20 protein-coding genes are annotated in these 23829 nt (G+C 58.5%); 11 read left to right on the forward strand and 9 right to left on the reverse strand.

Annotated elements, in window-relative coordinates:
- Nucleotides 1-37 precede the first annotated feature (37 nt).
- From C7H08_RS06625 to C7H08_RS06635, 3 genes are read left to right on the forward strand one after another with little or no spacing between them, the layout of a single operon-like run.
- Nucleotides 38-1981 carry a DUF802 domain-containing protein gene (locus C7H08_RS06625; RefSeq protein WP_373284859.1) on the forward strand — a complete coding sequence of 648 codons (1944 nt, stop codon included), beginning with the start codon at nucleotides 38-40 and terminating at the stop codon, nucleotides 1979-1981.
- Nucleotides 1981-2634: an OmpA family protein gene (locus tag C7H08_RS06630; protein WP_106670965.1), complete on the forward strand. Its 654-nt coding sequence runs from the start codon at nucleotides 1981-1983 to the stop codon at nucleotides 2632-2634. The genes C7H08_RS06625 and C7H08_RS06630 overlap by 1 nt, the downstream gene beginning before the upstream one ends.
- Nucleotides 2634-3254, forward strand: coding sequence for a DUF2894 domain-containing protein (locus C7H08_RS06635; protein WP_227663131.1), 621 nt, complete (start codon nucleotides 2634-2636; stop codon nucleotides 3252-3254). Before C7H08_RS06630 ends, C7H08_RS06635 begins: the two co-directional genes overlap by 1 nt.
- 39 nt (nucleotides 3255-3293) lie before the next feature.
- On the opposite strand, the gene fba is transcribed toward C7H08_RS06635, so the two are convergent.
- The 4 genes from fba to tkt form a co-directional block, all read right to left on the reverse strand.
- Nucleotides 3294-4358 (reverse strand): class II fructose-bisphosphate aldolase, encoded by a 1065-nt coding sequence (gene fba / locus C7H08_RS06640; protein WP_106670966.1) that lies wholly within the window; start codon nucleotides 4356-4358, stop codon nucleotides 3294-3296.
- A gap of 242 nt (nucleotides 4359-4600) precedes the next feature.
- Nucleotides 4601-5761 carry a phosphoglycerate kinase gene (locus C7H08_RS06645; RefSeq protein ID WP_106670967.1) on the reverse strand — a complete coding sequence of 387 codons (1161 nt, stop codon included), beginning with the start codon at nucleotides 5759-5761 and terminating at the stop codon, nucleotides 4601-4603.
- A gap of 150 nt (nucleotides 5762-5911) precedes the next feature.
- Nucleotides 5912-6958, reverse strand: coding sequence for a type I glyceraldehyde-3-phosphate dehydrogenase (locus C7H08_RS06650; protein ID WP_106670968.1), 1047 nt, complete (start codon nucleotides 6956-6958; stop codon nucleotides 5912-5914).
- Entirely contained in the window at nucleotides 6958-8958 is a 2001-nt protein-coding gene (gene tkt, locus C7H08_RS06655; protein WP_106670969.1) for a transketolase, read from the reverse strand. Before tkt ends, C7H08_RS06650 begins: the two co-directional genes overlap by 1 nt.
- A 236-nt stretch (nucleotides 8959-9194) precedes the next feature.
- Between tkt and C7H08_RS06660 the strand changes: the two genes are divergently transcribed.
- From C7H08_RS06660 to C7H08_RS06690, 7 genes are all read left to right on the forward strand, one after another.
- A complete protein-coding gene (locus C7H08_RS06660) occupies nucleotides 9195-10196 on the forward strand; it encodes an ArsR/SmtB family transcription factor (RefSeq protein WP_106670970.1) in 1002 nt (333 codons plus the stop codon).
- A gap of 144 nt (nucleotides 10197-10340) precedes the next feature.
- Complete coding sequence (metK, locus tag C7H08_RS06665) at nucleotides 10341-11531, forward strand: methionine adenosyltransferase (protein WP_106670971.1); 1191 nt, start codon at nucleotides 10341-10343, stop codon at nucleotides 11529-11531.
- Between the two features lie 78 nt (nucleotides 11532-11609).
- Entirely contained in the window at nucleotides 11610-13004 is a 1395-nt protein-coding gene (ahcY, locus tag C7H08_RS06670) for an adenosylhomocysteinase (RefSeq protein ID WP_106670972.1), read from the forward strand.
- Nucleotides 13005-13016: 12 nt separating this feature from the next.
- Nucleotides 13017-13886 (forward strand): methylenetetrahydrofolate reductase [NAD(P)H], encoded by an 870-nt coding sequence (metF, locus tag C7H08_RS06675; protein ID WP_106670973.1) that lies wholly within the window; start codon nucleotides 13017-13019, stop codon nucleotides 13884-13886.
- A gap of 216 nt (nucleotides 13887-14102) precedes the next feature.
- Complete coding sequence (locus C7H08_RS06680) at nucleotides 14103-14852, forward strand: transporter substrate-binding domain-containing protein (protein WP_106670974.1); 750 nt, start codon at nucleotides 14103-14105, stop codon at nucleotides 14850-14852.
- A gap of 74 nt (nucleotides 14853-14926) precedes the next feature.
- Nucleotides 14927-15598, forward strand: a complete 672-nt coding sequence (locus C7H08_RS06685; RefSeq protein ID WP_106670975.1) for an amino acid ABC transporter permease — start codon at nucleotides 14927-14929, stop codon at nucleotides 15596-15598.
- Nucleotides 15599-15611: 13 nt separating this feature from the next.
- The gene (locus tag C7H08_RS06690) at nucleotides 15612-16358 is read left to right on the forward strand and encodes an amino acid ABC transporter ATP-binding protein (RefSeq protein ID WP_106670976.1); all 747 of its coding nucleotides are present in this window, start codon (nucleotides 15612-15614) and stop codon (nucleotides 16356-16358) included.
- Here the strand turns inward: C7H08_RS06690 and C7H08_RS06695 are convergent.
- The 4 genes from C7H08_RS06695 to C7H08_RS06710 all read right to left on the reverse strand — a co-directional run bounded on the left by C7H08_RS06695 (nucleotide 16355) and on the right by C7H08_RS06710 (nucleotide 20281).
- On the reverse strand, nucleotides 16355-16738 hold the full coding sequence (locus tag C7H08_RS06695) for a DUF2750 domain-containing protein (protein ID WP_106670977.1): 384 nt from the start codon (nucleotides 16736-16738) through the stop codon (nucleotides 16355-16357). The two genes, C7H08_RS06690 and C7H08_RS06695, sit on opposite strands and share 4 nt — an antisense overlap.
- A gap of 49 nt (nucleotides 16739-16787) precedes the next feature.
- Nucleotides 16788-17576, reverse strand: coding sequence for an SDR family oxidoreductase (locus C7H08_RS06700; protein WP_106670978.1), 789 nt, complete (start codon nucleotides 17574-17576; stop codon nucleotides 16788-16790).
- Nucleotides 17577-17595: 19 nt separating this feature from the next.
- The gene (locus C7H08_RS06705) at nucleotides 17596-18645 is read right to left on the reverse strand and encodes a mechanosensitive ion channel family protein (protein WP_106670979.1); all 1050 of its coding nucleotides are present in this window, start codon (nucleotides 18643-18645) and stop codon (nucleotides 17596-17598) included.
- 79 nt (nucleotides 18646-18724) lie between these two features.
- Complete coding sequence (locus C7H08_RS06710; protein WP_106670980.1) at nucleotides 18725-20281, reverse strand: BCCT family transporter; 1557 nt, start codon at nucleotides 20279-20281, stop codon at nucleotides 18725-18727.
- Nucleotides 20282-20490: 209 nt separating this feature from the next.
- On the opposite strand from C7H08_RS06710, the gene ovoA reads away from it, so the two are divergent.
- Nucleotides 20491-22644 (forward strand): 5-histidylcysteine sulfoxide synthase, encoded by a 2154-nt coding sequence (gene ovoA / locus C7H08_RS06715; protein ID WP_106670981.1) that lies wholly within the window; start codon nucleotides 20491-20493, stop codon nucleotides 22642-22644.
- Here ovoA and C7H08_RS06720 read toward each other — a convergent pair.
- Entirely contained in the window at nucleotides 22619-23734 is a 1116-nt protein-coding gene (locus C7H08_RS06720) for an ADP-ribosylglycohydrolase family protein (RefSeq protein ID WP_227663132.1), read from the reverse strand. The two genes, ovoA and C7H08_RS06720, sit on opposite strands and share 26 nt — an antisense overlap.
- Nucleotides 23735-23829: the final 95 nt, after the last annotated feature.

The raw sequence follows: 23829 nt of genomic DNA on the forward strand, positions 1-23829 counted from the left end.
GTTCTTTCTTCTCGCCTTTGCCATCGGCCTGGCCGTGGTGGCCTGGATTGGCCAGGGCTTTTTTGGCTCTGATCGTCTGGCCCTCGCGGTTACCGGCATCATTGCCGTGGTGTACGGCCTGGGCTTTGCCGAACTGACCGGCTTCCGACGTACCACCCGGCAGCTGGCCGAGCGGCTTGGCAGTGTACCGGACAATCGCGAACAGCTTGAAGGCTGGCTGTCCGGCCTGCCGGAGCCGGTTCAGTTTGCGGTCCAGAAACGCATTGATGGCCATTTTGCGGCCCTGCCCAGCCCGCAGCTGACGCCGTATCTGGTTGGCCTGCTGGTGATGCTCGGCTTGCTGGGCACTTTCGCCGGCATGATCGTGACCCTGAGCGGCGCCGCCTCGGCGTTGGATGGCAGCACCGATCTCAGCGCCATCCGCAGCGCGCTGGCGGCGCCCATTGCCGGGCTCAGCCTGGCGTTTGGCACTTCCATTGCCGGTGTCGCCGCCTCCGCCATGCTCGGCCTGGCCTCCACACTCAGCCGGCGCGAACGCCTGCATGTGTCCCGCCAGCTGGACAAAACCCTGCGCCAGCGCCTGCACCACTTATCTGCCGACCACCAGCGCCAGCAGACCCTGCAGGCCCTGGAAACCCAGGCCGGTGCCCTGCCCCAAATGGCATCTGCCATGGAAGCCATGACTGCCCGCATGGAGCAGCTGGGCCAGCAACTGGAACACTCCCTGACCCGAAACCAGCAGGCGTTCCACAGCACCGTTGGCACTCACTATCAGACCCTGGCAGATTCAGTCGCCCAGTCCCTGGAAAAGGCGCTGGATTCCAGTACTCGCCTGGCCGCGGATCGCGTAGAGCCAATCGTGACCGAGGTGATGGGTAAACTGCAGCGGGATACCAGTGAGCTTCAACAACACTGGTCGACCAACACCCGACAGCAGCTGACAGAACTGGCCGAAGACTTCCAGAAAACCACGAGTGAAGCTGGCGAGCGCTGGCAGCAGAACCTTCTGGCTCAGCAGCAGGCGGCGGCTGCCCATCGCCAGGCACTGCAGGAAACCTCCGAAACCACGCTACTCAAACTCTCAAAGCAACTCGAACACGCCGCGAACCAGGCCGCACAAACCTGGCAAACCGGCGCTGCGCAACAACAGCAAACCGCCGAAAACCTGATGACCAATCTGCGGGGCACGCTGCAGGACTACCAGAGCCGTTTCCGGGATGAAAGCGCCCGGATGGCCAGCAACCAGCAGCAAGGCCTGGACACGCTGATCGACAGCATCCGCGAACAGCTCACCGCGCTTCGGGAGCAGGAAGCGGCCCACGGCGAGGCTGCCACGGAACGACAGGCACAGCTGGAGGTAACCGTCACCCGGCACCTGACCGAGCTGGGCGCCGGCCTGGAAGCACCGATGACCCGGCTGATCGAAACCGCCTCGGAAACCCCGAAAGCCGCCGCCGACGTGATCGCGCAGTTGCAACGGGAAATGACCCGCAACAGCGAGCGGGAAAACGAGTTGCTGGAAGAGCGCCAGCGGCTGGTGCAGGAGCTGGACAGCCTGCTGGAATCCCAGCGCGGCAATGCCGACAGCCAGCGCCAGGCAGTGGATGCACTGATCCGCGGCGCCGGCGACACCCTCACCGGCATCAGCGAGCGCTTCAATACCCTGATCCAGGCGCAAAGCCAGCAGCTGGGCAAACTGGGCGACGACCTCACCGGCAGCAGTCAGGAAGTGGGCGCCCTCAGCGACGCCTTCCTACAGGCGGTGGAGCTGTTCAGTGCCTCCAATACCCAGCTGCAGGAGAGCCTGACCAACATTCAAAAAGCCCTGGACAGCGCCAGCAGTCGCCACGATGAACAACTGGCCTATTACGTGGCCCAGGCCCGTGAGGTGATTGATCTGTCCGTCAGCTCCCAGAAGGACGTGATCGATGCCGCCGCAGCCCTGCGCCAAGAGCACGCCGAGACCCGCGGAGCCAACTGATGGAACATCTGGAAGGCGGCGAGCAGCAGTCCACCCCGATCTGGGCGATTTTCTCCGACCTGATGGCGGCGCTGGTGGGCATCCTGGTGCTGATTCTGGTGTGGGTGATCGGCGTTCAACTGGAGCTGAGCCAGTCTCTGGCGGAGGAGATCGCCAAGCGGGAAACCGAAGAGCAGCGGCGCATCGCGCTGGAGCAGGCCCTGGCAGATCCGCTCACCAAGGGCCTGGTGACCTTTCGGGATGGCCGCATCGGCATCAGTGGCAACGTGCTGTTTGAGCTGAACTCGGACCAGTTACAGGCCGACGGCGTGGACGTGCTGGACTCCCTGGTGGCCCCGCTGCAAACCTATCTGACCCAGCACGATGAGCTGTTGATGGTCAGCGGCTTTACCGACGACCTGCCCATGCACAGCGGCAACCGCTATCAGGATAACTGGGGCTTGTCCGCCCAGCGGGCACTGACGGTCACCCGCACCTTGATGGAGCTGGGCCTGCCCAACGACCGGGTATTCGCTGCAGCTTTTGGCCCGCACCACCCGGCGGTGCCCAACGTGGACGCCGAATCCCGGGCCCAGAACCGGCGGGTGGAGATCAGCACGGTGCCGCGGGCACCCGGTACCACTCCTGACACCGGGACTGGGGCTGACAACTGATGTCTGCAGTCCTTGATGCTTCCGTCATGAATCCGCTTATTGAGGAACTCCGGCATTCCGGGGCGGACCAGGTCGATCCGGTCCGTTTCCGCTATCTGGAAGCTCTGGCGCAGCGGCTTGCAGAAAAAGGTCTGCAGAACACCCGGCATTGGCAGAGGCTGGCGCAGGCCGTCAGTGAGTTTCAGGCCAAATGCGAACTGGCGAATCAAGCGGCGCAACCCGACGAACCCCGTCAGCCGTCACCACTGGCCGCCCTGTTGGCCGTGCTCAACCAGGCTCCAGAATCACCGGCAACAGATCCCCGATCGGCCCTGGAACAGTTCGTGTTCGGGGCGGCAGCAGAAGGCTCCGGAGCGGCACACCACCCGGCCACCAACGGCACCCTTCAACCCTTGAAGGCCATGGCCCGGGTACAAGCAGATCATGGTGCACACGCGCTTCAGGAGCGCATTCGCCACGCCATCGAACAAACCCCCAAAGACGCCGGCCCCATGAACGCGCACCGTCTGGTAAGCCGGGCCATGGCAGAACTGCAGCGGCTATCGCCGGAGTATCTGAACCGGTTTGCGAACTACACGGATACGCTGATGGCGCTGGAGAGGCTGGGGCGGAAGGGGTAGAAAAAAGCCCCCGGGTTTCGGGGGCTTTTCAAACGCAGCTTACTTAACCTTGGGATTCAGCTCGCCAGCCTCATAACGCTCGAACATTTGCTCGAGGTTCATAGGCTTGATCTTGCTGGCCTGACCGGCACAGCCAAACGCTTCGTAGCGGGCGATGCAGATGTCGGTCATGGCGACCATGGTGGCCTTGAGGAATTTGCGCGGGTCGAATTCGGCCGGATTCTGGGCCAGGAAGCGACGGGTTGCACCGGTGCTGGCCAGGCGCAGGTCGGTGTCGATGTTGACCTTGCGCACGCCGTGCTTGATGCCTTCAACAATTTCGTCCACCGGCACACCGTAGGTTTCCGGAATTTCACCACCGAATTCGTTGATGATTTTCAGCCATTCCTGGGGTACGGAGCTGGAGCCGTGCATGACCAGGTGGGTGTCCGGGATGCGGGCGTGGATGGCTTTGATCTGGTCGATGGCCAGGATGTCACCGGTCGGTGGACGGGTGAACTTGTAGGCGCCGTGGCTGGTGCCGATGGCGATGGCCAGGGCGTCGACGTGGGTTTTCTTGACGAAGTCGGCGGCTTCTTCCGGGTCGGTCAGCATCTGGCTGTGGTCGAGGATGCCTTCGGCACCGATGCCGTCTTCTTCACCGGCCTGGCCGGTTTCGAGGGAGCCCAGGCAGCCCAGCTCACCTTCTACGGACACGCCACAGGCGTGGGCCATTTCGACGGTGCGGCGGGTGACGTCGACGTTGTAGTCGTAGTCCATCGGGGTTTTGCCGTCTTCACCCAGGGAGCCGTCCATCATGACGGAGCTGAAGCCGAGCTGGATGGAGCGCTGGCACACAGACGGGCTGGTGCCGTGGTCCTGGTGCATGACCACCGGGATGTGCGGCCATTCTTCAATGGCGGCCAGGATCAGGTGGCGCAGGAAGGGGGCGCCGGCGTATTTGCGGGCACCGGCGGAGGCCTGGACAATCACCGGGGAGTCGGTTTTGTCGGCGGCTTCCATGATGGCGCGCATTTGTTCGAGGTTGTTTACGTTAAAGGCTGGCACACCGTAACCATGCTCGGCGGCGTGGTCCAGAAGTTGCCGCAGCGAAATCAGGGCCATGGGTTGTCTCCTTCGTTGACTTTTTAGGTTTGAATTCTGGTTTTTCGCCGACTCTCGCCTTTCTGGCTTTGGAGTCTGCGGCGGAGGGAGGGGGAGCTGTTTCGCGGAACCGCTACGAGCACATCCATGTGCGCTTCTCTCAGGCCATCCTTGGCCTTCGAAATTCCGCGAAACAGCTCCCCCTCCCTCCTTGCGATTCGGACTTCTTCATTTGCCGCCGGCTTATTGCGACAACCGAAGGCTTATTCGCCTCTTTCTTCCAGTACGGCTACTGCCGGCAGGGTTTTGCCTTCCACGAATTCCAGGAAGGCCCCGCCGCCGGTGGAGATGTAGGAGATCTTGTCAGCTATGCCGTATTTGTCAACGGCGGCCACGGTGTCACCGCCGCCGGCCAGGGAGAAGGCGTCGCTTTCGGCGATGGCCTGAGCGAGTGCTTTGGTGCCGTTGCCGAACTGGTCGAATTCGAACACGCCGACCGGGCCGTTCCACAGAATGGTTTTGGCGTTCTTGAGCAGGCTCGCGAACTGGCCAGCGGTTTCCGGGCCTACGTCGAGGATCATGTCGTCGGCGCTGACGTCGGAGATGTTTTTCACTGTGGCGGTGGCGGTTTCGGCGAATTCGGTGGCGACGACGACGTCCACCGGCAGCGGGATTTCGACCCGGCTGGCGATGTCTTTGGCGGTGTCGATCAGGTCATGTTCGCACAGGGATTTGCCGACCGGGTGGCCAGCAGCGGCCAGGAAGGTGTTGGCGATGCCGCCGCCGACGATGATCTGGTCACAGACGTTTTCCAGGGCGTTGAGTACGTCCAGTTTGGTCGAGACTTTGGAGCCACCGACGATGGCAACGACCGGCTTGGCTGGGTTGTCGAGGGCTTTGCCGAGGGCGTCGAGTTCTGCCGCCAGCAGCGGGCCGGCGCAGGCTTCTGGGGCAAACTTCGCTACGCCGTGGGTGGAAGCCTGGGCGCGGTGGGCGGTGCCGAAGGCGTCCATTACGTAGATGTCGCACAGGGCTGCGTACTGCTTGGCCAGGTCTTCGTTGTCTTTCTTTTCGCCTTTGTTGAAGCGGACGTTCTCGAACAGCACCACTTCGCCGTCGGCCACTTCAACGCCGTTCAGGTAATCCTTGATCAGGCGCACTTCCTGGCCGAGCAGTGTGGACAGGTGCTCAGCGACGGGCTTCATGGAGGAGGCTTCGTCGTAAACGCCTTCTTCGGGACGGCCGAGGTGGGACATCAGCATGACTTTGGCGCCGGCGTCTTTGGCGGCCTTGATGGTCGGCAGCGAGGCGCGGATGCGGGCGTCGCTGGAGACTATGCCGTCTTTGACCGGTACGTTGAGGTCTTCGCGAATCAGAACCCGCTTGCCGGCGAGGTTCAGGTCAGTCATTTTTTTGATGGCCATAATCAGGTTCCGTAGTTATGGGTTCAACGGTGCAAACTTGATAGCTTTGGGTGGGGCTGACCCCAGGGGGTCAGACCCCTTTGTATCCGTCTGAGTTTGGTGGATAAACCCTATGCGTTTGTTATATGGGTGGGGTCTGACCCCGAGGGGTCAGACCCTTTTGGCTCCGTCTTGTTTGGCCAACCAGGCTTTGCTGACATCCAGCATGCGGTTGGCGAAGCCCCATTCGTTGTCGAACCAGCACAGCACTTTCACCATGGTACCGCCGGTGACTCTGGTTTGGCCGCCATCGACCACGCCGGAGTGGGAGTCGTGGTTGAAGTCGGAGCTGGCCAACAGTTCATCAGTGTAGCCGAGGATGCCGTTCAGCGATCCGTGGGCGGCGTCTTTTAATAACCGGTTTACCGCCGCTACATCGGTGGCTTTGCGCACATTGACCACCATGTCGATGGCGGACACGTTCAGGGTTGGCACGCGCATGGCGACGGAGCTGAACCGGCCTTCCATATGGGGTAACAATCGTTCGATGCCACGGGCCAGGCCGGTGTCGACCGGCACGATGTTGTGCAGCGCGCTGCGGGTTCGGCGCAAGTCCTGATGGTGGTAGGCATCAATGACCGGCTGGTCGTTCATGGCGGCGTGGATGGTGGTGGTGCTGCCCTGCTCTACGCCAAAGGCATCATCCAGTACCTTGATCACCGGCACCAGGCAATTGGTGGTGCAGGAGCCGGCGGCAACAATGACGTCGTCCTGAGTCAGGCTGCGATCGTTGATGCCGAACACCACGGTGCGATCAACATCGGCTTCGCCCGGTTGTGAGAACAACAGCCGCTGGGCGCCCGAGGCGATGTGTTTTTCCGCCGTCGCCCGGTCCGAATAGGCACCGGAGCACTCCAGCACCAGGTCCACATCCAGCAATCGCCAGGGCAGATCGCTCGGGTCCGGATGGCGCAGCACACGGATCCGGTCGCCATTGACCACCAGGTTGTCGCCATCCACCGCCACCTCACCCTGAAACCGCCCGTGGGTGGAATCGTATTTGGTCAGGTGGGCGATGGTGTCGATGTCTGACAACTCGTTGATCGCGACCACCTGCAGGTGGTCGCGATAGCCGTTTTCATACAGTGCCCGTAACACGCACTGGCCGATACGGCCGTACCCGTTGATCGCGATACGAAACGGCGTTGCGTTGCTCATCAGGCGTCCAGCAGTTCTGCAGCCACTTCCAGGATGTTGTCGACGGTGAAGCCGAATTCCTTGAACAGCTCACCAGCTGGTGCAGATTCGCCGAAGGTGGTCATACCCACAACCCGGCCGTCCAGGCCAACGTACTTGTACCAGTAGTCGGCAATGCCGGCTTCGATGGCGATACGGTTGGTGACTTCCAGCGGCAGCACCTGCTGCTTGTACTCGGCGCTCTGGGCATCGAATACATCGGTAGACGGCATGGAGACCACCCGCACACCGTTGCCCTGCTCGCGCAGTTTGGCGGCAACGTCCTGAGCCAGGCCTACTTCAGAGCCGGTGGCGATCAGGATCATGTCCGGCGTGCCTTCGCTGTCAGACAATACATAGCCACCTTTGGCGACGTTCGCCAATTGCTCGGCGTCACGCTGCTGGTGCGGCAGGTTCTGACGGGAGAAGACCATGGCGGTCGGGCCGTCGTTGCGTTCCAGGGCAGATTTCCAGGCGACCGCAGATTCCACGGCATCGGCCGGGCGCCACATGCTCATGTTCGGCGTGGTGCGCAGGCTGGCCATTTGCTCAATGGGCTGGTGAGTGGGGCCATCTTCGCCCAAACCAATGGAGTCGTGGGTGAACACAAAAATCGAACGCTGCTTCATCAGTGCGGCCATGCGCACCGCGTTACGGCAATATTCCATGAAGATCAGGAAGGTGGCGCCGTAAGGCACAAAACCACCATGCAGAGCCAGGCCATTCATGATGGCGGCCATACCGAACTCACGCACACCGTAATAGATGTAGTTGCCGGAGGCGTCGTCTTTGGTCACGCCTTTGCAGCCAGACCAGATGGTCAGGTTGGAGCCGGCCAGGTCAGCAGAGCCGCCCATCAGTTCCGGCAGCAGCGGGCCATAGGCGTTCAGAGCGTTCTGGGAAGCCTTGCGGGAGGCAACGGTTTCGCCCTTGTCCTGACATTCCTGGATGTAGGCCTGGGATTTTTCGGCGAAATCGGAGGGCAAATCACCGGCCATGCGGCGTTTGAATTCAGCGGCCAGTTGCGGCTCGGCTTTCTCGTAAGCGGCAAATTTCTCATCCCAGGCGCTTTGTGCGGCGGCGCCTTTCTCTTTGCCGTCCCAGGCTGCGTAAATTTCAGACGGAATCTCGAACGGACCGTGCTCCCAACCCAGCGCTTTGCGGGTCAGGGCGATTTCGTCGTCACCTAACGGAGCACCGTGGCAATCTTCTTTGCCTTGCTTATTGGGAGAGCCGAAGCCGATGATGGTCTTGCAGCAGATCAGCGTGGGCTGCTCGGTGTTGGCACGGGCCTGCTCTACCGCGGCGCGGATGGCATCGGCATCGTGACCGTCAACGGCCGGGATAACCTGCCAGCCGTAGGATTCAAAACGCTGCGGCGTATTGTCGGTGAACCAGCCTTCCACTTCGCCGTCGATGGAAATACCGTTGTCGTCATAGAAAAACACCAGCTTGCCCAGGCCCAGAGTGCCGGCCAGGGAGGCAACTTCGTGGGAGATGCCTTCCATCAGGCAGCCGTCACCCAGAAAGGCGTAGGTGTAGTGATCAACAATGTCGTGGCCAGGGCGGTTGAACTGGGCGGCCAGCGACTTCTCAGCCAGGGCAAAGCCCACGGCATTGGCAATACCCTGACCCAGCGGCCCTGTGGTGGTCTCGATGCCCGGGGTGTAACCGTATTCCGGATGGCCCGGGGTTTTTGAATGCAGCTGACGGAAGTTCTTGATGTCGTCAATGGACACGTCGTACCCGCTCAGGTGCAGCAGGGAATACTGCAGCATGGAGCCATGGCCGTTAGACAGCACGAAGCGGTCACGGTTGGCCCATTGCGGATTGGCCGGATTAAAGCTGAGATAATCGTTCCACAGCACCTCGGCGATATCCGCCATACCCATGGGCGCACCCGGGTGGCCGGATTTGGCTTTCTGAACCGCATCCATGCTCAGCGCGCGAATGGCGTTGGCGAGATCTTTACGAGACGGCATTGACAATTCTCCAGTGTTTTTCAGGAAAAGACTTCAAGCTGCAATTACTGCTTAAAAATATGGCGCGTATTTTCGCCGATTAGGGTGTGCCGGGGCAAATCCATATGTAGTGGTTTACCGATGGGCCTGCCACAAAATCCCGAAACCCTATGAATTTCATAGAATGATAAACCTATATCAAAATATTTTGATATGGCTATTGATCGATCAATCGAACGCCCCTACACTTGCTCACCATGACATCACTCAGAACACCCAGACACGAAACGTCTTCGATAGACGCCCTGGCACCGATCTTCAAAGCGAGCGGTGACCCTTTGCGCCTGGAGATACTGCGGGTGCTGCGCCGGGATACCTTTGGCGTACTTGAGCTGAGCCAGATGTTCGATATGCGTCAGTCCGGAATGAGTCATCATTTAAAGGTGATGCATAAATCCGGACTGCTGGAACCTCAGCGCGAAGGTAACGCCATCTTTTACCGCCGGCCGTTGCATCTGGACAGCGACAAACTGTCGGATCAGGCCATACGACAGATTTTCGAGACGGTAGATCGCGTACCCCTGCCGCCGCAACTGGAAGAAAAAATTGAAGCCATCCGGGAACAACGGGCCGATCAATCTCAGGCGTTTTTCTCCCGCCATTCAGAGCAGTTCCGGGAGCAGCAGGAGCTGATTGCTGCGTTTGACCTCTATGCCGGGCCAACGGCCGGGCTGATCCGCAAGCGGGCCAGCCGGCAGGCTTGGCACAGCGTGCTGGAAATCGGCCCCGGTGAGGGCGGTTTTCTGGCGGTCTTGTCCGAACTGTTTGAGCACGTGGTGGGCCTGGACAACAGCAAAGACATGCTGGCCAAGGCCACCCGCACCTGCATTGATGAACGGCTCAATAACGTTGACCTGATTGAAGGGGTCACCGACACGGTTCTGGCCCGGGGCGACGCTTTCGACCTGATTGTCGCCAACATGGTGCTGCACCACGTGCCTAGCCCGGCCGACATTTTTCTGGACGCCGCCGCCCTGATGAACAACGCCGGTTGCTTTATCGTCAGCGACCTGTGCCGCCACGATCAGGACTGGGCCAAGGAAAACTGCGGCGATCTCTGGTTGGGCTTTGAGCCAGAAGAACTGACCGCCTGGGCCGCGGATGCCGGCCTGATGGCTGGTGAGCAATTATTTATCGGCCTGCGCAACGGCTTCCAGGTGCAGGTGCGGGAGTTCTGGAAAACAGCAAAAACCGTCTGAAGCTCCCACAGACACTGGCATATCTAAAAACTTTGATATAGGTGTACGTAATAATACTTACCCCTGACAACCACCAAGGCATCCGGCAGGTCATCTCTGACGAAGTCGGTACGAATATGAAAACGCTCACAGAGGAGCACTACTATGTCTGACTACAACATTTTCACTTCCGAATCGGTCTCTGAAGGCCATCCTGACAAACTGGCCGACCAGATTTCCGATGCGGTGCTGGACGCCATTCTGGCCGAAGACCCGCACGCCCGTGTTGCCTGCGAAACCATGGTTAAAACCGGTGTGGCCATCGTTGGCGGTGAAATCACCACTAACGCCTGGGTCGATCTAGAAGATCTGGTGCGCGGCGTGATCAAAGACGTAGGCTACACCTCCTCTGACGTGGGTTACGACGGCGACACCTGTGGCGTGATCAACATCATCGGCAAGCAGTCTGTCGATATTGCTCAGGGCGTTGACCGGCAGAAGCCGGAAGACCAGGGCGCCGGTGACCAGGGCCTGATGTTCGGCTACGCCAGCAACGAAACTGACGTACTGATGCCCGCGCCGATCACCTTCTCGCACCGCCTGGTTCAGCGTCAGGCCGAAGCGCGCAAAAGCGGCCTGCTGCCATGGCTGCGCCCGGATGCGAAAAGCCAGGTCACTTGCCGCTACGAAAACGGCCAGGTTTCCGGGATTGACGCCGTGGTTCTGTCCACCCAGCACGATCCGGACGTCAGCCAGGCCGACCTGAAAGAGGCGGTGATGGAACTGATCGTCAAACACGCGCTGCCGCCTGAACTGCTGCATAAAGACACCCAGTTCCACATCAACCCCACCGGCAAGTTTGTGATCGGTGGACCGGTGGGCGATTGTGGCCTGACCGGCCGCAAGATCATCGTCGATACCTATGGCGGCATGGCCCGTCACGGCGGCGGCGCCTTCTCCGGCAAAGATCCGTCCAAGGTGGACCGCTCCGCGGCCTACGCTGGCCGTTACGTGGCCAAGAACATCGTTGCTGCCGGCCTGGCCGAAAAATGCGAGATCCAGGTGTCTTACGCCATCGGCGTGGCCCAGCCGACGTCGATCTCCCTCAACACCTTCGGCACCGGCAAGATCAGCGATGACAAGATCGTCGACCTGGTGCGTGCGCACTTCGATCTGCGCCCGTACGCGATCACCAATATGCTCGATCTGCTGCACCCGATGTATCGCCAGACCGCAGCTTATGGCCACTTTGGCCGCGATCCCTACGAGATGACCGTCGGCGGCAAGACCTTCACCGCCTTCCCATGGGAAAAGACGGACCGCGCAGCTGCCTTGAAAGACGCTGCCGGCATTTAAGACCAAACCGAACGCAATGGCGTATTCAACACCTCACATAGACTGAATACGCCAAACCAGAACTGACAGGAGCACACCATGAGCACTCCAGCCGAACAGCTGAAATCCTTCGAAGACTACAAAGTCCGCGACATCACCCTGGCAGATTGGGGCCGCAAGGAAATCAGAATCGCCGAAGGCGAAATGCCGGCCCTGATGAAGCTGCGCGAACGATACAAAGCCGAGCAGCCGCTGAAAGGCGCCAACGTCATGGGCTGTATCCACATGACCATTCAGACGGCCGTGTTGATTGAAACCCTGGTAGAGCTGGGCGCCAACGTACGCTGGTCATCCTGCAACATCTTCTCGACCCAGGATCAGGCCGCAGCCGCAGTTGCTGCCCAGGGCATTCCGGTATTCGCCTGGAAGGGTGAGACCGACGAAGAATACGAATGGTGCCTGCACAAAACCGTGGGCGCAGACGTCGACGGCTGGCAGCCGAACATGATCCTGGACGACGGTGGCGACCTGACCGAACTGCTGCACAACGAATACCCGCAGATCATCAGCAACTGCCACGGTGTGACCGAAGAGACCACCACCGGCGTGCACCGCCTGCAGGAAATGCTGCGCGACGGCACTCTGAAGATCCCGGCCATCAACGTTAACGACTCCGTCACCAAAGCCAAAAACGACAACAAATACGGCTGCCGCCACAGCCTGAACGACGCCATCAAGCGCGCCACTGACCACCTGATGTCCGGCAAGAAAGCGCTGGTGATTGGTTACGGTGATGTGGGCAAAGGTTCCGCGGCGTCTTTGCGCCAGGAAGGCATGATTGTCAAAGTAACTGAAGCCGACCCGATTTGCGCCATGCAGGCTTGCATGGACGGCTATGAAGTGGTGTCTCCGTACATCGACGGCATTAATACCGGTACCGAACATGGCATCAACGCCGCCGTACTGGGCACCACCGACATACTGGTTACGACTACCGGCAACGTCAACGTGTGCGATGCCAACATGCTGAAAGCGCTCAAAAACGGCGCCGTTGTGTGCAACATCGGTCACTTCGACAATGAAATCGACACTGCCTACATGCGCAAGAACTGGGAGTGGGACGAAGTTAAACCCCAGGTACACGTGATCTATCGGGACAAAGCCACCAATGACCACCTGATCCTGCTGTCGGAAGGCCGCCTGGTGAATCTTGGCAACGCCACGGGTCACCCTTCTCGCATCATGGACGGCTCCTTCGCCAACCAGGTGCTGGCGCAGATGTACCTGTTCGAGCGCAAATTTGCCGACCTGCCGGAAGACTCGAAGGCCAAGGGCGTTTACGTTCAGGTTCTGCCCAAACACCTCGACGAAGAAGTGGCTCGCGCCATGGTCGAAGGTTTTGGTGGCGTAATCACCAAGATGACGCCGGATCAGGCCAAATACATTGGTGTACCGGTAGAAGGCCCGTACAAGCCGGAAACTTACAGGTACTAAGCGGAAGCGATCATGGAATCCCAGAAGCAATTCAAGCGCCGCTTCAGCTTTGAGTTTTTCCCGCCCAAGACCGATCAGGGTAAAGAAAAGCTCCAGGCTGTGCGGGATCAGCTGGCCGAGGTGAACCCGGATTTTTTCTCGGTCACCTTTGGCGCCGGTGGTTCCACCCGGGACCGCACCATTGAAACCGTGCTCAGCCTGCACAAGCAGGGCATTTCCACAGCTCCGCATTTGTCCTGCGTGGGTGGTACCCGCACAGAGATCGGTGAGCTGCTGGATCTGTATAAAAAGCACGGTATCAACCGGATTGTCGCTCTGCGCGGCGACTTGCCCTCGGGCATGGGCGCCTCCGGTGAGCTCAGGTACGCCAACGAGTTGGTGGAATTTATCCGGGAGCACAGCGGTGATCACTTCAATCTTGAAGTGGCCGCTTACCCGGAGTTCCACCCTCAGGCGCGCAGCGCAGAAGAAGACCTGAAGAACTTTGCCCGCAAGGTACAGGCCGGTGCCAACAGCGCCATCACCCAGTACTTTTTCAATGCGGACAGCTACTTCTACTTCATCGACCGCCTGGAGAAGATGGGCGTCACCATTCCGGTGGTCCCGGGCATCATGCCCATCGTCAACTTCTCCAGCCTGGTGCGCTTCTCCGATATGTGCGGCGCTGAGATCCCCCGCTGGATTCGCAAACAGCTGGAAGCCTATGGCGATGACAGTGACAGCATTCGCCAGTTTGGTGAAGAAGTTGTCACTCGTATGTGTGAAAAACTGCTTCAGGCCGGCGCGCCAGGATTGCACTTTTACACATTGAATCAGGCTGAACCCAGCCTATCCATCTGGAAGAACCTGGGCATCACCGATCGCGAAAAGATCGCGTTTTAATCAGGCTTGACTGAAGCCCTTTCCCTCCCCGGGGAAGGGCTTTGTTTTTTTCCCGCTCGCCATAACTTCCTGATTTTCTGCAAATCCTCATTTCTTGGTCTAGAGTGTATTTGATGCATCCCATCAACGCTCCCCGCTGGGCACAGATACGACCTTGAGCCTGAACGGACCGCCTTACCGGTCCGATGGAGCACAAAAAAACAGAAAGGAGCAAGCATGAACACGAAATGGCTGAAAACCCTGGGCGCAGGCCTGGCACTGTCGGTAGCTGCAACGTCCGTCAGCGCAGAATCCCTCAGAGTGGTCACAGACCCCAGTTTTGTTCCATTCGAAATGATGGATCAGGAAACCGGCGAAATGATCGGCTTCGACATGGATATTATTGCCGAAATAGCCGAGCGCGCAGGCTTTGATTACAACCTGAATACCATGGACTTCAACGGCATTATTCCGGCGCTCCAGACCGGCAACGTGGATATCGCCATCGCCGGCATTACCATCACCGAAGAACGTGGGAAAATTGTTGATTTTTCCGATCCCTATTACGACTCCGGCTTGCGCATTCTGGTGCGTGAAGGCGACGGTGTGACAGAGTTGTCAGACCTGGAAGGCAAAAAGATCGGAACCAAAATCGGCAGCACCAGCTACGACTTCCTGATGAAAAATCTCGATGATGACGACGGTGTAACGCCCTACCCCGGCAGCTCCGACATGTACATGGCGCTGATGTCTCGCGCCATCGACGCGGTGTTCTACGACGCCCCCAACGTTGGTTACTTCGCCAGCACTCGTGGCGAAGGCCGGGTAAAAACCGTCGGCCCGTTGTATGAGGGCCAGGAATACGGCATCGCCCTGAAAAAAGGCAGTAAATGGGTCGGCCCGGTGAACGAAGCTTTGGCCTCAATCAAGGAAGACGGCACTTACAAAACCATCTATGAAAAATGGTTTGGCCCGATGCCTGAGTAATCAAACTCCACTCGCTCCGGTCAGGGCACACAACGCCCTGACCGGCTCCTCCCAACTCAACGGAGATTCGCACCGTGGAATTCCAGTTTCAATTTGACTGGCAGGCAGCGATCAACGCCATTCCCTTTCTGGCCAAAGGGATCCCATATACTCTAATGATTTCCTTCGGTGGCCTGGCCATCGGTTTTTTGCTCGGCATCCTTTTTGGCTTGCTCAGCATCAACAAAAACTGGTTCCTGCGCTGGCCCGCCATTACCTACATCGAAATTTTTCGCGGCACCCCGATTCTGGTTCAGGTGCTGTTCATCTTCTATGGCCTGCCCGACCTGATCGGAGCCCCGATAGATCCGCTCACCGCCGGCATTGCGGCCATCGCCCTGAACTCAGGCGCATACATATCAGAAGTAGTACGTGGCGGCGTGCAGTCTATCGATAAGGGCCAGAACGAAGCCGGCCTGTCGCTTGGCCTGTCACGCACCCAGACGTTCTGGTCCATCATCTGGCCCCAGGCCTTCCGCCGCATGATTCCACCATTGGGCAACCAGGCCATTGTCAGCATCAAGGACACGTCCCTGTTCTCGGTGATAGGCGTGGGTGAACTGGTACGCCAGGGTCAGGTGTACATTGCCAGTACCTTCACCGCATTTGAGGTGTATTTTGTGGTGGCGCTTATGTACCTGGCGATCACCCTGTCATTGTCTCTGGTTCTGCGGTTAGTTGAGCGCCGCGGCCTGGCTTCTATCTGAAGGAACGTCACCCATGACTCAGATTGTAAAAATGAAGGGCATGAACAAGCACTTCGGCAAGCTGCATGTCCTGAAGAGCATTGACCTGACTGTTGAACAGGGCGAAGTGGTGGTGATCATCGGCGCCAGCGGTTCCGGCAAATCCACTCTGATTCGCTGCGTCAACGGCCTGGAAGAGTACGAATCCGGAATCCTGGAGGTGGACAACCACCCTCTGGCACCAAAAGCCGGCAACCAGAAAACCCTGGCAGAAATCCGCAAAGGCGTGGGCATGGTATTCCAGCAGTTCAATCTGTTCCCACACCTGACGGTGAAAAAAAATATCATGCTGGCACCCATGAAGGTCAAAAGCGCCTCGCAAGTGATTGCCAATGCCACCGCAGAGCGGCTGCTGGAACGGGTCGGCATCGGCGATCAGGCCGACAAATATCCAAGCCAGCTGTCTGGTGGTCAGCAACAACGAGTGGCCATCGCCCGGGCTCTGGCCATGGAACCCAAGCTGATGCTGTTCGACGAACCCACCTCAGCACTGGACCCGGAAATGATCGGTGAAGTGCTCGACGTGATGCGGGAGCTCGCCAAAGACGGTATGACCATGATGGTGGTCACCCACGAAATGGGCTTTGCTCGGGAAGTGGCAGACCGGGTGATCTACATCCACGAGGGCAAGATTGTCGAAGAAGGCAACCCGTCCGAGGTCTTCGACAACCCCCAGAACGAACGCACTCAGGCGTTCCTGTCCCGGGTGCTGGCACACTAGAAATCTGACATCGCGTCCTGCAGGTCGCGCTTTAACTCCTCGGCCTCGGTAATCCATACGGTTTTATCGAGGCCCGGGAGCACTCCCACCTCCACACCATCTTTGGTCAGCCCTGGCACCCACTTCCTGAAAAAATCCGGCAGCGGGATGCTTTTAGGCGACAGATCCTCTGCGTCCTTGGCATATTCCTGGGCAAACGCCGAGGCGGGCCATACCGGCAGGTATTCCACGCCCTCTTCCTCTGATGAGATTTTCAGGAATAGGTTCTCCGCGTTCACCAGAATCCAGATTTCCCGATCTTCCCCCACCTGACTCAGAAAGTAGTCGTACCGCTCTTCGCCATCCAGACCGAGCACCTCGGTTAAATCGTTATTGCTCATAAAATCGCTCTTTGTATCATGTCTTTTGGGCCGCTCAATAACCAGGGCATCATGCCCTGGCGAGGCGGAACAGTAACTCCGGTGACAGCCGCTTGACCCAGAGTGCAGCCATTTCCTTACCCTTACCCACCGGGATTTCACGTTTCTTTGCCTGAAGGCCCTTGAAAATCACGTCGGCGCATTCCGTTACATCCATGCCACCGGCAATGTCGTCGTCCAGCTTGCCATAGGCGGAGCCATCACCGGCCAGGGCATTGCGGGAAATATCGGTGCGAATAAACCCGGGCGTGATGGTCGAAACACGCACCCCCTCGGCCTCCACTTCTGCCCGTAAGGCATCAAAAAAGCCCATCACCGCGTGCTTTGCTGCGCAGTAGCCCGTTCGCGTTGGCGCACCGACCTTGCCGGCAACGCTGGAGGTCACCGCCAGGTGCCCGAAACCGCGTTCCAGCATATGGGGCAGCACCGCTTTGGTCAGTGCAATCTGGCCCATGACGTCTACATCCATCAGTTTCTGATAGACCGCCATGTCCGTGTCTTTGCACAAAGAGCGCTGTGACACACCGGCATTATTGATCAGCAAATCGACACTACCAAAGCTATCCAGGACAGCCTGAACCTTGCCCGGCAAAGAATCCCAATCGGTCACGTCCAGCGGCAGTACCAACACCTGATCGACAGCCAGCCCGGCATTTCGACACCGATCTGCAACGCGCTCCAACTCACTCTCACGCCGGGCGGATAAAACCAGACGGGCGCCAGCCTTTGCGAAACGCACGGCAAGCGCCTCGCCGATGCCGGAGGAAGCTCCGGTGATCCAGACAGTTTGTGCGGGCATGGCAATTCCTCAAGAACCTTCAGTTATCAACCAGCCGCGCCCTTACACGGGGCAGCTGGGCCGGGTAATTTTCCTGGATAAACGTGATGAGTCCCTCACGGACAGCACACCTGAGATCCCAATTGCGACTGGAGTCTGCAGCGCTCATCAAAAAACGCACCTGCATAGCTTGGTCACTGGCATCGGTAACCTGCACCGTGGCCAGTTTGCCGTCCCAGAGCGTCGACTCGGCTAGCAACCGGTTGAACTCTTGCCGGAGTGGCTCTACCGGCATGGTGTAATCCACCCAGATAAACACGGCTCCCAGCAGATCCGAGGTATTCCTCGACCAGTTCTGAAACGGATTTTCGATAAACCACTGTAAAGGAATAACCAGGCGCCGAAGATCCCACACTCTGACCACCACATAGGTGGCGGTCACTTCTTCAACCCAACACCATTCTCCCTGCACGTGGAGCACGTCGTCTATCCGGAACGGCTGAGTGAGCGCAATCTGCATCCCTGCCAGCAAATTGCTCAGGACTGGGCGGGCGGCAAAGCCCAGAATCAAGCCGCCAACACCGGCGGAAGCCAGCAGACTTGCCCCCATGTGCTGGACCGATTCGAAAGTCATCAGGGCCGCGCCGAGCCCGATAATCACGATCAGGATATTCAGCGCCCGAACCAGAAACCGGGTTTGAGTTTCGACCTTCCGTGCTCTTTTCCACTGACCTTCAAGCACCGGATTCAACGCCACGATGACCTCGCCAATGGCGGAGGTCAGCCGGACTGCCGCCCAGGTAATGGCAAGAATGAGCAGCAACGTGGTGGTTTGCTGAACAGCAGATAATAGTGGCAGGTCTGCCGGCGCCACCTTAAGCGACCCGGTCAACGCCAGCAGGCAAAAGACAACGCCGAGAGCGCCGGCTGCCGCATCAAGAAACAATCGAAGCACGGTTCTTGATGCAGAAAAATGGCGAAAAACCGCCAAAGCCAGCCGATAAACAACATAGGTGGTCAGCACCGCAAGGATGGCCGAACCTCCGGGCCACCACCATGCTTTTACACCCGCCTCAAACGCTTCCAGCATCAGCCCTCCGCGAGCCCGGCTTTAGCCATAATCAACAAATAAACCGCTCATGTATCGGGCGGCTTCACTCCCTGGAAGACTACACCAGCCCCTGCTCCCGCGCCATCGCCATGGCCGCTTTCGGACCGGTCCACAGCGAAGGCAGGATAATCAGTGATACCGGGATCGCGGTGAGCACAATGAACTGTTGCAATACGCCGATCTGACCCGCGCCCATGTACAGAAGAATTGCCGCCATCAATGCCATGGCGCCACCCCAGAACACCCGTATCCAGGGGCTTGGTTCATCGTGGCCGGCACCGACCATAGCGATCGCATAACTCATGGAATCGCCTGTGGTCGCAACAAAAATAGTGGTAAGCACCAGAATCGCTGCTGCCATCCAGGTGCCGCCCGGCAGCGCCTGGGCCACGGTCAGAGTGGCGACGTCAAAACGGAAGTTGTTCAGCGCATCGGTAAGATCAAAGGTACCGGCCAGCTGGTGGTAGATGCCGGAGCCACCCAGCAGCGTGAACCAGATGGTGGTTGCAATCGGTGCCAGCAGGGCCACCGCCAGAATCATCTCCCGTACTGTGCGCCCACGGGAAATTCTGGCCACGAATACCGCCATCAATGGGGTGTAGCCGATAAACCAGGCGAAGAAGAATACCGTCCACCATTTCATCCACCAATCCGGTGCGGTTTGCGCCGTCATTGTCGCCATGGCAAAAAAGGACGTCACGTACTCACCCATCGATTGGGTATAGGTGTTGGCGAGAAACAGCGTTGGTCCGAAGATGAAGATGACCGCAGCGATCGCCAGGGCCAGCAAGACGTTAAGGCGACTGAGCAGCTGAATGCCTCTATGCAAACCGGTCATGGCGGAGGTCATGTACACACCAGCGAGCACTACCAGAACCGTCAGCTGGGTGCCGTAGCCGTCTGCTACACCGAACAATTCATGCAAACCAAAGCTCATCTGAGTGGCCAGAAACCCGATTGGACCCACGGTGCCGGCAACCACAGCAATCACACAAAAGGCATCAATCACACCACCAAGCCGACCCTGAATCACCTTTTCGCCGAACACCGGGTACAACAGTGTTCTTGGCTGAAGCGGCTTGCCCTGATCGTAATGGGCGCGAGTGAGGACCAGGGCGGTCAACGAGCCGAGCACCGCCCAGGCAAGAAAACCCCAGTGAGTGAACGACTGGGCCATCGCCGGCGCGACGGCCGCTGCCGTTCCTGCCTCGGTGTCGAACGCCGGTGGCGTCACCACAAAGTGGTATACCGGTTCACCGGCGGCAAAAAATACGCCACCGCCTGCCAGCAGTGTACACATGATCATCGACAACCAGCGAAAACGGCCAATCTCAGGGCGATCAAGGCCGCCGACCCGGGCAGCCCCGGCACGACTTAGCGCGGTGCCGACGGCAATAAAGAACGTCAACAACAAAAGAATCTGAAAGAAGGAGCCAAGATACATCGCAGTCCAGGTAAAACCGCTGCCAATGAGCTCGGCAACAAATTCGCTGTTAATAACTGAGGCGCCAACAAACAGCAGAATGAAACCAATGGTGAGCACCAAAACAACCGGGTCGCTGTCAGTCAAGGCGCTGGATTTGGCCCGCGGGGCGGACTTGGGATTTGCGATCATAAATTCTGCCTCTCGGAGAAAAAGCCGCGCAGGCTACAGGAATTGCAGCGATCTTGCACGTGTGCGCGGTTATTTACGCGTATTTCGCCGGAAGGCATCAATTTCAAAGAAACCTGTTTGTGCCCTATTCCGTCGCCAAGGGTTGAACCAGGACACCAGGGTTCAACGTATTGAATTCGGAGCCAATACACGAAAGGACGTGGTCAACCATGACATCGCCAGTTCAAGACAATAAATATCCTGCCAGATCGCTGAGCGCTCCACTGTTACTGCTCAGGACACCCGAACTTGACGACGGCATTCCTGATGACAAACGAAGGGAGATAGGCCGCTATTTCGCTAATACCTTCGACACGTACACGCGCCTGTTTGACTGTCTGGCCGATGATGCGGGCTATTTCCAGAAATCCATCCCGCTGAGACATCCGCTTATTTTCTACCTTGGTCATACCGCTACCTTTTTCGTCAACAAGCTGGTGCTGGCCAAGCTTTTACCCGAACGCATTGATCCACATATGGAATCCACGTTCGCGGTCGGTGTGGATGAAATGAGCTGGGATGACTTGAACGACGATCACTACAACTGGCCCAGTGTTTCGGAAGTGTTTGATTACCGCGCCAAGGTGAGAGCCAGCGTGCTTGAGCTGATCGAATCTTTGCCTCTAACGCTGCCCATCAACTGGGAGAGTCCCTGGTGGCCAATCGTGATGGGCATCGAGCACGAACGCATCCATCTGGAAACGTCTTCTGTACTGATCCGCCAGCATGATCTGGCCAGAGTCCAACCCCAACCTGAGTGGGCACCCAATCGCGAAACCGGTGAGGCGCCAGAGAACACACTGATCACGGTTCCATCGGGCACCATACGTATTGGGAAGCCACATGAAGCCCCCTATTACGGCTGGGACAACGAATACGGTGAACACCAGGCCGACGTTGAAGAATTCAAGGCCAGCCAGTACCTGGTGAGCAATCAGGAGTTCCTTGAGTTTGTTGAGGCCGGTGGTTATGAACGCGACAACTTCTGGAGTGATGAAGGCCTTTCCTGGCGCCAGTTTGCCCGGGCCCAACATCCCACCTTCTGGCGCTGGCACAACGGCTGGCAACTGCGCCTGATGACCGAAGAAGTCGAGATGCCCTGGGACTGGCCGGTAGAAGTCAACTGCCTGGAGGCCAAAGCGTTCTGTGAATGGAAACGAGAGCAGACCGGACAACCCATCCGGCTGCCCACGGAAGACGAGTGGTATCGGCTCTGTTCGGCGGCGGGCGTCGAGGAAGTTGGCAGCCAGGCCGCCAACGCCAACCTGCATCTGGACCATGGCGCGTCGTCCTGCCCGGTTACCCGGTTCCGGCACGGCGAGTGGTTTGATGTGGTGGGCAATGTCTGGCAATGGACCGAGACACCGATCTACCCGTTTGACAATTTCAAGGTGCACTCGCTCTACGATGATTTCACAACCCCCACCTACGATGGCCAGCATAACCTGATCAAAGGCGGCTCGTGGATTTCCTGTGGTAACGAAGCTCGATTGTCGGCCCGTTATGCGTTCAGACGACATTTCTTCCAGCATGCCGGCTTCCGCTACATCGCCTCAGAAGCCGAGGCCACGCAGCCCAACGGCTATTATGAAAGTGACCGGTTACTGACCGAATACGCAGAGTTTCACTTCGGCGACCGCTGGTTCGGCGTCGAAAACTTTCCTAAAGCTCTGGCAGATCTAGCCCTCGAAGCGATGAATGGCAAACCCACCGGCAAGGCTCTGGATCTGGGCTGCGCCTGTGGTCGCTCCAGCTTTGAGCTGGCCAGACAGTTCAGCGAAGTCGAAGGGGTCGATTTTTCTGCCAACTTCATTCGTCTGGGCGTTGAAATGGCTGAACAGGGGGCCGTGCGTTACGCCCTTGCTGAAGAGGGTGAGCTGGTCAGCTACCACACCCGCACCCTGAAAGAACTCGGGCTGGAAAGCAGCGCTGAAAGGGTTTCTTTCCATCAGGGCGACGCCTGCAACCTGAAGTCTCAATACAGCGGTTACGACTTGGTGCTGGCAGCCAACCTGATCGATCGCCTTTATAAGCCAGGGCGTTTCCTGGCCAGCATTCACGAACGCATCAACGATGGCGGCTTGCTGGTGATTGCCTCACCTTACACCTGGCTGGAAGAACACACGCCCAAGGAAGAGTGGATTGGCGGTTACAAGAAAGACGGTGAAAACCACACCACGCTGGATGGCCTGAAAGAACATCTTGGCAGCCACTTCCGATTAGTGGGGGCGCCCCGGAAAGTGCCGTTCGTCATCCGTGAGACTCAACACAAGTTCCAGCACACCCTGTCGGAGGTGACTATCTGGGAGCGGTTGCCGAGCTAATTAGCGCAGCGATCTCTCGACCAATCGCGTCATAAGCCACCAGCTGATCGAACCGGCCGGTGGCTACTTCGTCACTGAACAACCCCAGGATGGCCCCGAGCACCATGCCTCGATGCACGTTGTCGCCACCCAGGTTGGTGTTCACGCGCAGCGCCAGCCAGGGATCGTTGCGATATTTATAGGCCAGATACAGCACCACCGGCCAGGAATCCGAGATGTAACAGGCCGGTGAATACAGGCGGCCTACAATCTGGTGGTCCGGCAGGTTGCGCTTGACCAGGGCTTCAACATCCAGGCCAGGCTTGCCTTTACCCGCTTCTGACAACAGCGCCTTCACACCTTCATCGTCAGGTCCTGCCAGCAGCCCGCAGAGTAAATCCACGTAGCGGTCACACACCCTCATCAAACCCTCATCCGGATGAGTCAACGCCAGGTGGTTCCGGCACAGAGCCTGTATGTCGGGCACCGCCGTACCGCTGAGGATCTCATAAAAAACAAGGGCAGCAACCGTCGCCAAACCGCCAACGGAGGGGGTGTCGTGGGTGGTCATGGCGCAGTGCTCCGGCGCCAGACCCCGCGCCAGGTTGGCGAAAAAACCCCGATGGTAAGACTCAGCGTAAGTATCCGGATGCGCCGGGGGATCGGCGGTCATGAACCCGATGTAAGCCGACACAAACGCCTGCCGGTCATAATGACCTGACGCATCCGCCAGAGAGCGCATCAGCACGCGGGCACAATGCGCATTGAGCGTATTCTCTCCAGACCCCAGTCCTTGGTGATAATGCACATTGGGCACGTTCCAGAACTGCGCTTTGCCCTTGAGAATGACATCGCCCACCACTTGCGGGACCTTGTCTCGCGACGCGTCTTTACCGAAATGACGGCCGCCACTGGTGGTCGAATGCAAAGACATTATTGACGAGGGATGAAAATCGGGCGCGGCCTCAAACCGCTGAATACCGCCCGGGAAGGCCTTGTCGATATCCAGGGGGTTGTAATACCAGTGCACCGGCATGGCCAGGGCGTCTGCGATGAACTGGGTTTTCAGAGCACTGGCAACGCGGTCTGAAACGGATAAATCATGGATCACAAAAGAACCCCCGGCGAATCGATTTGAGCGACAACACCGCTCAAGTGCGGTGCGTGAATTCACTGTTTACGCTCGAAACGGTGCGCCGGAGCAAT

Source organism: Marinobacter halophilus (genome assembly GCF_003007685.1).
GTDB lineage: Bacteria > Pseudomonadota > Gammaproteobacteria > Pseudomonadales > Oleiphilaceae > Marinobacter > Marinobacter halophilus.